The organism is Nitrincola sp., from assembly GCF_048264025.1.
Lineage (GTDB): Bacteria > Pseudomonadota > Gammaproteobacteria > Pseudomonadales > Balneatricaceae > Nitrincola.
The window spans coordinates 1-10,596 of record NZ_JBLXDN010000062.1 but is presented as its reverse complement, the minus strand read 5'-3'; the positions used below and the strand labels follow the sequence as shown (position 1 = coordinate 10,596).

Annotated in this window: 8 protein-coding genes; 4 read left to right on the top strand and 4 right to left on the bottom strand. The window is 52.2% G+C overall.

Annotation, left to right across the window (positions count from 1 at the left end; genetic code table 11):
- The first annotated feature begins 119 nt into the window (after nucleotides 1-119).
- From ACN0R1_RS20520 to ACN0R1_RS20505, 4 genes are all read left to right on the top strand, one after another.
- Nucleotides 120-491 (top strand): hypothetical protein, encoded by a 372-nt coding sequence (locus ACN0R1_RS20520; protein ID WP_417586020.1) that lies wholly within the window; start codon nucleotides 120-122, stop codon nucleotides 489-491.
- A gap of 19 nt (nucleotides 492-510) precedes the next feature.
- A complete protein-coding gene (locus ACN0R1_RS20515) occupies nucleotides 511-1,467 on the top strand; it encodes a hypothetical protein (RefSeq protein WP_417586019.1) in 957 nt (318 codons plus the stop codon).
- Nucleotides 1,468-1,762: 295 nt separating this feature from the next.
- Nucleotides 1,763-5,374 (top strand): pyruvate:ferredoxin (flavodoxin) oxidoreductase, encoded by a 3,612-nt coding sequence (gene nifJ, locus ACN0R1_RS20510; RefSeq protein WP_417586018.1) that lies wholly within the window; start codon nucleotides 1,763-1,765, stop codon nucleotides 5,372-5,374.
- A gap of 3 nt (nucleotides 5,375-5,377) precedes the next feature.
- Entirely contained in the window at nucleotides 5,378-6,370 is a 993-nt protein-coding gene (locus ACN0R1_RS20505) for a dihydroorotate dehydrogenase-like protein (RefSeq protein WP_417586017.1), read from the top strand.
- Nucleotides 6,371-6,384: 14 nt separating this feature from the next.
- Here the strand turns inward: ACN0R1_RS20505 and ACN0R1_RS20500 are convergent, their stop codons facing one another.
- The 4 genes from ACN0R1_RS20500 to ACN0R1_RS20485 are packed head-to-tail and all read right to left on the bottom strand — an operon-like array spanning nucleotide 6,385 to nucleotide 10,455.
- Nucleotides 6,385-7,167, bottom strand: coding sequence for a DUF4197 domain-containing protein (locus ACN0R1_RS20500; RefSeq protein ID WP_417586016.1), 783 nt, complete (start codon nucleotides 7,165-7,167; stop codon nucleotides 6,385-6,387).
- Nucleotides 7,168-7,218: 51 nt separating this feature from the next.
- Nucleotides 7,219-7,953 (bottom strand): spermidine synthase, encoded by a 735-nt coding sequence (locus ACN0R1_RS20495; RefSeq protein WP_417586015.1) that lies wholly within the window; start codon nucleotides 7,951-7,953, stop codon nucleotides 7,219-7,221.
- 32 nt (nucleotides 7,954-7,985) lie between these two features.
- Nucleotides 7,986-9,092: a pyridoxal phosphate-dependent aminotransferase gene (locus tag ACN0R1_RS20490; protein WP_417586014.1), complete on the bottom strand. Its 1,107-nt coding sequence runs from the start codon at nucleotides 9,090-9,092 to the stop codon at nucleotides 7,986-7,988.
- A 52-nt stretch (nucleotides 9,093-9,144) separates the two neighbouring features.
- Entirely contained in the window at nucleotides 9,145-10,455 is a 1,311-nt protein-coding gene (locus ACN0R1_RS20485; RefSeq protein ID WP_417586013.1) for an NAD(P)/FAD-dependent oxidoreductase, read from the bottom strand.
- Nucleotides 10,456-10,596 lie beyond the last annotated feature (141 nt).

The window sequence follows — 10,596 nt, the reverse complement described above, 5'->3', positions numbered from 1 at the left end:
CTATCAGCACCAAACTGGTCAGGCTATAGCGGCCTGACTTAAAGCAAACTGCCTCCACAAAACCCGGTACGATTCATCTAACTGAAACGACAGAACTCAAGAAGTTCTTCAATCGTGAGATGCGTGCCTTTGAACAAATTATTTGGCATATCGAAGTTGAGCAATCGCAAATCAGGGATGGACGCCTCTTTATCAAATTCTCTGGATTAACCAATCATGATCAAGTAAGGCAGCTATCTATCAAGGTTGAGCGCTCACAGGGTTTACTCCTGTCCACTTGGGAAGATACTACGGATTCTCGCCGACTAGGCGGTGGCCGACCCACAGCAGACTGGATCAGCCCCGGAATTGCAGTCACCAACCTGTCGCTCTATCGGGGTCAGGCAAACCTACGTGTGGATATCAGTTATGAGCGTATGTTGCCCGATGGCAGTCAACAGCGTTTTAACATGATTGAACCCTACGTTATTGGCAACCCCAGCCAACTTTAACAGTGAACAGGATATTCAGATGTCATTACCACCATCAGAGCTGATACCCAACCCGACTGACAACCCCGATGTGATTGAGGCAATGAATCTATCCATCACACGTATCGATGAGGATGTCATTGAAGTGCCTTCAATGGCTGCAATGGGGCTTAATACGTGGTTTAAGTTAATCTTTTTTGCGATTATTTTGGGGAGTGCGTCAGCTTATGATCCCGGTTGGTTTACTGAAGATGGCAAGCCGGGGGCGGCTTATGAAGCCATTCATTATATGTTTTTTTGGGAAGAATATTTGCAATCAAATTTTGATCGTGCTGAAGATAAAGATAATCTGGGTTATACCACGATAGGTACTCCTTATGATGAATATATGGCTGGCATGCTGAAAAGGCACGGTCGCGGTATCGTAGCTGGTGTATTTTTTATTGGACTAATCGTGGTGCCTTGGTTTTTGTTAAATATTGCCGTCGCTAATCCTTATCGTATCGACCGTAAACGCCGCATTATGTATACGTGGATTAAGGGTAGCTTTGTGTGTATTCAATTTCCTACAAACACAGAGGATCCGTTACAGCTAGTGGAAGCGCATATTCCCAAGCGTAACAGTGCCAAAGAGCCTTACAATATGGATGGCCCTTTAAATATTTGGCTACCCATTCCCAGTAAACAAAAAAATGGCGGGCTCAGTTTAGGCGCCAACTGTGCCATAGCCCGCTCAGTGGTCAGAGGGCAAGCCTACTACTTACGCGACTTCATCAATGATTTTTTGACCAACCCAGATCCAAAATGGTTAGATCAACTAGGTCCAAAACATAAACCCAAATATGTTAACTACTTAGATTACATCCAATATCATTTCGCACGCCTTCAGTTTTTACCCCAGTTTCCATTCAAGAAGCGTAAAACCGAAAAGGCAATCGAGGCGTTTATGAAAAACCCTCGTACTAAGTTATATCCGGATTACTTGCCCTATGCCTAGAAAAGATAGGCCGCATAGTCATGAGATGTACCGCCTGAAAAAGTTGGCTTTTCAAACTTTATGCTGGCACCCAATATATAGAGGGCTGATGGGACCGGGCTTGGCTGACCCTGTGAGCCAAGGATGGCGCACTGGAGCCCCCAGGGATGGGTTTACGGCGCGTCAGACAGGCCCGGTCCCATTAGCCCAAGCCACATTGTTATAGATCAAGTATAGTGTGATTAACCCCTGGAAAATCAAGCCATTTAAGACTAGCTTTAAAAGTATAAAAAGGCTTGATCAACAGGAGTTTAGGATGAGCCAGAAACAACTGACCCTGGATGGTAATGAAGCGGCAGCACGGATTGCACATGCCACCAATGAAGTGATTGCCATCTACCCGATTACGCCCGCCTCAGTAATGGGTGAAGTCGCCGATGCCCTGTCGGCGGAAGGCCAGACCAACCTCTGGGGCAGCATACCCAAAATTGTCGAGATGCAGAGCGAAGCAGGCGCAGCCGGTGCGATTCATGGCGCCCTGCAAGCCGGTTCACTCTGCACGACCTTTACTGCATCGCAAGGCTTGCTGCTGATGCTGCCGAATATGTACAAAATTGCCGGGGAACTGACACCCACGGTGTTTCATATAGCTGCACGTTCACTCGCCGCACAGGCCTTATCGATTTTTTGTGATCACAGCGATGTAATGGCCGCTCGTGGCACCGGCTTTGCGCTGTTAGCCTCTAACTCCGTGCAGGAAGTGCAGGATATGGCACTGATCTCTCAGGCGGTATCACTCAAAAGTCGCCTGCCGGTGCTGCATTTCTTTGATGGGTTTCGGACCTCACACGAAATCACCAAAATCGACACCCTAAGTGACGAACAGATGCGCTCACTGTTAGATGAAAACTGTATTCACAACCACAGGGCCCGCGCCATGAGCCCGGACCATCCGGTGATTCGTGGCACCTCACAAAATCCGGATGTGTATTTTCAGGCCCGTGAATCGGTTACCCCTTACTATCAGCAATTCAGTCAGCATTTAACCGAGGTGATGCAAGCGTTTGGAAAGCTTACCGGGCGTCATTACCAACCCTATGAATACTATGGTGCGGCCGATGCCAAGCAGTTGATTGTGCTGATGGGATCAGCGGTACAAACGCTGCAGGAAACGGTGGATCATCTGAATGCCACAGGTGAAAAAACAGCGGTGCTGGCTGTACGCCTCTACCGTCCAATGGATCCACAAAAATTACTAGCGTGTCTCCCCGCCTCCATCCAATCCATCGCCGTACTGGATCGCTGCAAGGAGCCAGGCAGCGACGGTGAGCCGCTGTATAAAGATCTGGTCACACTGATAGCACAAGCCGTGAGTCAAGGCAATGCGCCCTTCCCGAACATGCCAAGAATCTGCGGCGGTCGCTATGGCTTATCATCCAAAGAGTTTACCCCCGGGATGGTTAAAGCCATTTTTGAGATGCTGAAAGCACCCCAGCTTAAGCAGGGCTTTACCATCGGTATAGACGATGACCTGAGCCATACCTCACTCGAATGGGACAGTCAGTTCCGCACCCAGGCCAGCCAGGCGGCTACCAGTGCGTTGTTTTATGGACTGGGTGCAGATGGCACCGTGAGCGCCAACAAAAATGCGATCAAAATTATAGGTGAACAGACCGATCTGCAGGTGCAGGGATACTTTGTTTATGACTCGAAAAAATCCGGTGCCATGACCATCTCCCACCTGCGCTTCAGCCCCGAACCTATCCGTTCGGCCTATCTGATTCAGGATAATGAAGCCGCATTCGTCGCCTGTCACCAGAGCATTTTCCTGCAACGCCCGGATCTGTTGAATGCAGCAGCGCCCAACGGTGTGTTTCTGCTGAATACCTCAACACCACCGGATCAGGTCTGGGACAGTTTGCCTCTGGCTATTCAGCAGGATCTGATCGACAAGCAGATGAGTTTCTATGTGATTGATGCCTACGCCCTGGCAGAGCAACTGCAGATGGGGCGACGCATCAACACCATTATGCAAAGCTGTTTCTTCACCATCACCGAGCTGCTGCCGCGAGATGCTGCGTTACAAGCAATGAAAACCGCAGTGGAAGAAACCTATGGCAGCAAAGGCGGGAAGATTACCGAAATCAATTGTCAGGCTATCGACCTGGCTCCCACGCACCTGCACAGTGTTCCGGTTCCGGATAAAGTCAGTCAAACAGCCGAAGTCGTCCAAAAAATACCCGATAGCGCACCGGAGTTTGTCCGCCGGATCACCGCGCGACTGATTGCCGGTGAAGGTGACCGTATTCCCGTCAGTCAGCTACCTGACGATGGCACCTGGCCGACTGCGACAGCCCAGTGGGAGAAACGCAATATCGCCCTGGAGATCCCGGTCTGGGATACCGAGCTATGCATTCATTGCGGCAAGTGCCCCCTGGTGTGTCCGCACAGTGCTATTCGCAGCAAAATTTTTGATCCTGCTCTAGTTGAAAAAGGAGTTGAACAAGCGGTTCCAGAGAGTTTTCTGCACTCCCCGGTGAAGGGTAAAGAGTTTCCACCGGACTATCACATCAGCTATCAGGTTGCGCCGGAAGACTGTACTGGCTGCGGACTGTGCGTGGATATCTGCCCAATCAAAGACAAAACCCAACCCGGTCGTCGCGCCCTGAACCTGCAACCGCTGACTAAACCATTACTGCAACAGGAACAACGTAACTGGGCCTACTTTCTAGAATTACCTGAGTACGACCGAACCAAACTGCGTACCGGAGTGATAAAAGAAGCCATGCTAACGCAGCCTTTGTTCGAATTTTCCGGTGCCTGTGCTGGCTGTGGTGAAACGCCTTACCTGCGTCTGGCCAGCCAGTTGTTCGGGGATCGTATGTTGATTGCCAACGCTACCGGCTGCTCATCCATCTATGGCGGCAACCTGCCCACCACCCCCTGGTGTAAAAACGCTGAAGGACGCGGTCCTACCTGGAATAACTCGCTATTTGAAGACAATGCCGAGTTTGGGCTGGGGATGCGCCTGGCGGTGGATCATCAAACCCGTTATGCCCAACAGCTATTGCAGCAACTATTACAACAACCCAGGGCTGAGCTGGATAGCGCGCTGGTGGATGCGCTGCTGCAGGCCGATCAAAGTGATGAAGCCGGTATCTACGAGCAACGCCAGCGCGTGTTGCAGCTAAGGCAACAGCTGGGTGAATCCACCTCTCCCCTCGCGCGTGAACTTGAAACCCTGGCCGACCAGTTGGTTAAAAAGAGCGTGTGGATTATCGGTGGGGATGGCTGGGCTTATGATATCGGCTTTGGCGGTCTGGACCATGTGCTGGCATCGGGTGAAAACGTCAATATTCTGGTGCTGGATACTGAAGTCTATTCCAATACCGGTGGCCAAACCTCCAAAGCGACACCGCGCGGTGCGGTAGCGAAATTCTCTGCTGGTGGCAAAGCGACAGCGAAAAAAGACCTCGCCATGATCGCCATGAGCTATGAAAATGTCTATGTCGCTCAGGTCGCCTACGGTGCCAAGGATCTGCAAACCCTGAAAGCCTTTCTGGAAGCGGAGTCTTTCGATGGGCCCTCGCTGATCATCGCCTACTCCCCTTGTATCGCCTGGGGCAATGATCTGAAGCACAACCATCAGATGCAGGACCTGGCCATTCGTAGCGGTCACTGGCCACTGCTGCGCTATGATCCACGACGCCTGGATGCCGGTAATAATCCGCTGCAACTCGACAGCAAGCCACCCTCCGTGGCCTATCGCGAATTCACCGGTAGCGAAACCCGCTTCAGCATGCTCTGGCGCAGCCATGAAGCCGATGCCGAACGCTATCTGCAGGCCTCGCAGCAGGAATCCCAGCGCCACTATCAACACTACGCCCAACTGGCCGCGCTCAAGCCCGACAGTGACGAAAAGGAGTAAGCCATGGACCTGCACACGAACTACCTGGGCATGACCTTAGCCAACCCGCTGGTGCCCTCGGCCTCACCATTGAGTCGGGACGTCGCTATGTGCTGCCGTCTCGAAGATGCCGGCGCCAGTGCCCTGGTGATGTACTCACTGTTTGAAGAAGAGCTGAATAGCCAGCATGCAAGGCAGATGCAACTACTGGAATCCAGAGAAATAGGCCACAGCGAAGCCACGCATTTTCTGCCCTTACATGCGGAACCTTCCCACGCGCTGGAGCAATACCTGGAGCAGGTTCAGGTCCTTAAGCAGCGCCTGTCAATTCCGGTTATCGCCAGCCTGAACGGCACCTCTCAAGATGGCTGGATCAACATTGCCAAACAACTCACCGAAGCCGGAGCCGATGCACTGGAGTTAAATATCTATAACGTGGCCGCCGACCCGCTGCATAGCGCCAGCGATATGGAAAGGGGTTACATTGAACTGATATCGACATTACGTCAGGTCGTCAGTTGCCCGATCATGGTCAAGCTTTCACCCTACTTCAGCGCCCTGGGACATTTTGTACAGCAATTGGAAGACACGGGGATTAACGGTGTATCGCTGTTTAATCGTTTCTATCAGCCTGATATCGACCCGGACACCTTGCGGGTTCAGGCCAGCATCCACCTGTCCCGCTCAGAAGATGCTCTGCTAAGCATGCGCTGGCTGGGCATCCTGTTTGGCAAAACCCGCCTCACGCTGGCCGCGACTGGCGGTATTCACACCGCTGAGGATGCAGTGAAAATGTTACTCGCCGGTGCTGATGTTACCCATCTGTGCAGCGTGTTACTGCAGCAAGGTCCCACGGCCCTGAGCCCGATATTAACCGGAATGAGCGACTGGCTGGATGAAAGCCCCTACGAGTCGCTGGAGCAAGCCCGAGGGGTGCTATCCCACCTGCACAGTAACGATCCGACGCTGTATGAACGTGCCAGTTATGTGCAATTACTGAAAACGGGGCGTTATTAGCTTGGGATAAAACCCTACCCCCCAAATACCCGCTTCAGCAAATCGGTACTGCGGGCCAGCGGATTTTCACGTATCTGCCGCTCCTCTTCAGCCAACAACAGAAACAACCCCTCCAGTGCTGAGGTGGTCACATGATCTGCCAGATCAGGGGTATAGCTCGCCAGCATGGGTACAGCGGAGGTGGCCGAATCGGTCAAGGCCTGCCAGGCTGCTGTTGTACCGGTTTGACTCATCGACTGTTCGATTTGTGGCCGCAGCAGGACCTTCAAATCTTCAAAAGTTTTGCCCTTAAAATACTCCGTTGCGGCGGTATCGCCACCCTGATAAATACGCTGGGCATCTTCAATGGTCATAGACTCCACTGCCCCTACCACAACAGGAGTGGCCTGACTGATCGCCTGCTCAGCCGCACGGTTCATACTTAACTCAAAGGCTTCAACCTGAGACTCAAAACCAAAACGCTTTAGGGTAGTCACCGCACTTCCCAGCATTCCTGGTGGTTCAATTTTTACCCGGCTATCACCGAGATAACCATTGGTCTGTGACAAGGCATCGATCGCCCTTTCGGCACCCACAGCCAGGGCTTCTTTTAACCCGGATGCTAGCTGACCGGAGTTAACGCCTGAAGGTACCGGGTTTGCCTGAGCTTCAGTGGCCGACGGCTCATCAGCCGGTGCCGTTTGCTGTTCCAGAATCTCCTGGCCGCGATCCAGCAACTTACTCCAGTCTGCCTGTGCCTGAGGTACCAGCAAAAGGCTGGTTAAAAGAATTCCGGTGGTGATACGTGATTTGTGCATGGGTGAACCTCTAGTGTATTTATACCCTTAGTCTAGCCTAGACCACTTCGCCTAACCCAACCGATTTAAATAACTAATCACAGAAAACCCCAATTGCTGGCTCAGCTGCTTGGCGGACTGCTTTAACTGACTGTTGGTCAGTTCATTTTTGGATTTTCCCGCATAGATAATCCAGTTGCCATCCTGGGTGGTGCAGGTGCGTATATCAGCGAACAACAGGGCCAACTCTTTCAGAATAGAATCACCGCGGTGCTCTTTCCAGCAGTTCATCACCAACCAACCGTTTGGCTTTAAACGCTCATAGCACTCATGCAGGTAGCCTGGTTCATGTTGCTGGGCATCTACACCATTTTCGTCATAAATATCACTGAAAATAATATCCGCCGGACGCGTAGGTTCAGTGTCGAGAAAGGTTTTCGCATCCAGGGTGTGTATAGTTATATTTTTGCTGCGCGGTAGCTGAAAGTACTTGTACGCCGTTAGCACCACCTGATGGCGCAGTTCCACTACATCCTGCTTCAACCCCGAGAACTGGTGGTGCAAACAGGTATTCAGCGAACCACCACCCAACCCCAGAGTGATGATCCGGCTAGGTGTCACAAACAGCAACACCAGCAGCATGGCACGAATGTAATCCGCTTGTGGCTGCTCGGGTTGGCTTTTCAGGTAACAGCTCTGCTCATCATCGGTACCGAAGGACAAGTAACGCTTATTGCCATCATCCAGTACCTGAATTACACCATACTCGTCATAACACCGATGGATCTCGGTACCTTGCAGTGACATGCTTACTGTTCTCTTGTGTGAAGTTAGTTTGATTATGCAGATAGGGCGCCAGGTTCCAACAACGCCAAACGCCCGTCAACCAACGCATCTTCAACTGCGGTAATTCGTAGCAGATGCCCTAAGGCTGGATGAGCGGGTCTGGCAACCAGAATACCGGCTTGCAGTAGCGCCTGGTGGCGTTGTAAGGCAGCATCAGCGTTGGGGAAACGCAGAGCAACAAAATTGGTATGACTGGGCAGTACATCGCCCCCTATTTGGCGCAAATAATTAGTTAACTGCTGTCGACGCTGTTTAACCGCGGCAATATGGGTCTTAACCTCTTCGGGATGTGCCATCAGCAGTTCAGCCGCGGCCAGCCCGAGTGAAGACACCGCATAGTGAATACGTACCTTGAGTAATACATCCAGCACCTCAGGTTCGGCAATGGCATAGCCTACGCGTAATCCAGCCAGGCCATGTGCTTTGGAAAAGGTGCGCAGACGCACCACACCCGCCATGGCCTCCGAGCCGCCAGGCTGACCGGCATCGTCACGAAAATCATAATAGGCCTCATCCAGCAGCAACCAGCAGTCCTCAGGTAATTGCGCCCTGAGCTCAGCAATAGCCGCATCCGTATGCAGATGGCCACTGGGGTTATCCGGATTGGCCAGATACACCAAACGCGCTTGGTGCTGATGTGCCGCATCCAGCAAGGCATCCAGATCCGGCGCCAGACGCTCCGGCTCATCCTGATAGGCAGTTTCAATCAAACGACAACCATGCCCTTGGGCAAAATAGGTAAAGGTAGGATAGGTTCCCCCAGCACACACCACGGCATCATCCGGCTCAACCAATCCCCGTAACGCCAAGGCAATCAGACTATCGGCACCAGCATCAACCAGCAAGAAGGTCATGGGTATGGACAAGTCGGCACTCAACGCCTGACGCAGAGCATAGGCTTCTGCATCACCATACGCACGTACATGTGCCAACATCGCCTCACCGAAATGTGCTCGCAACACGCTGTGTGGCATATCAAGGCCTTCGTTGGAACCAAGACGATGCGGAATAGGCTGGCCAATGCGTCGTTGCAGTGCGCTGAGACCAGGAAAAGGATTCACCGGTCCAGCACCGGTCAGGTGTTTGGGAAAGCGGGGCATAGCGTATAGTTGTCCTTCAGCTAACAGATATTAAAGGCGAGTATTTTACCCTTTAATGCATCTTTAGGCGCGGATGCATGGCGCGACTGATTTTATCCATCAGCCAGATGACCCCAGTGCGCAAAAAACCATGTAAAGCCACTTGATGCATCCGGTACAAAGAGGCGTAGAACAGCCGAGCCACCTTCCCTTCAATGTACATGCTGCGACCAGACAAATTGCCCATCAGGTTGCCAACCGTGGTGTAGCGGCTGAAGTTGATCAGTGAACCGTGGTCGTTGTACACAAAGGGAACCGGCGCTTTGCCCTGCAGACGGTTGCGCAGGGTTTTGAACAGCGCATCCGCCTGTTGGTGTGCCGCCTGAGCACGCGGGGGAACCGGATGGTCGGAACCCGGTTGTGGACAAGCCGCACAGTCACCAAAGGCAAAAATATTGGCATCCAGGGTAGTTTGCAAAGTCTGCTGCACCACGAGTTGATTGGTACGATTGGCTTCCAACCCGTCCAGTTTTGCCAAAAACGGCGGTGCTTTGATACCTGCGGCCCAAATGGTCATTTCCGAAGGTAGTTCTGTGCCATCCTTCATCAACAGGCTATCTTTGCGTATCTCACTGACTGGCTGCCCCGTGAGCACCACCACATTTTGCCGCTCCAGTTCCCGTGTTGCCGCAACGGACAGTCGCTCCGGTAAGGCGGGCAAAATGCGCTCAGCGGCTTCAATCACCGTGATTGACACATCCGATGCTTGCAGGTGATTCATGCCATAAACGGGGAGTTCGCGTGAGGCCAGCCGTAATTCAGCCGCCAGTTCCACCCCTGTGGCACCAGCACCGATAATACTGATATTCAACTGATGAGAATGGCCCTGAAGGGATTCGTGATTGGTCCTCAAGAAAGCATTCAGCATCAGATTATGAAAGCGCCGTGCCTGCTTCAGACTGTCCAGAAACAAACAGTGCTCCTGAGCCCCTGGCGTTCCAAAATCATTGGCCGTACTGCCTATAGCGATCACCAGAGTGTCATATTGAATGCGGCGTTCGGGCACAACTTCCCGCCCTTCTTCATCCAGGAAAGGCGCAATCACGATGGCTTTATTGCGGCGGTCAAGGTCACTCAAGCGGCCCAACTGAAACTCAAAATGGTGCTTACGGGCATGAGCACGATAGTTGATTTCGTTAGTACTGGCATCCAGAGAGCCAGCGGCGACTTCATGCAGCAAGGGCTTCCATATATGCGTTAGCCCGGCATCTACCAGTGAAATCCTGGCCTTGTGTTTCTTGCCGAGCTTATTGCCCAGACGAGTGACCAACTCCAAACCACCGGCACCGCCGCCGACTACCACTATGTGATGCAGGTTTTCCATAGCTATTTCACCCTCGGTGACCGGCAGTTAGCAGCAGTCAAAATGTTAATTCACGTAGATAGATCTGTAGGAAATAAGATGGACCCGCCCCCCTAACAATGTGCCATGCTTATCTGACGAGAAAGCAAACCGGCATCTGAG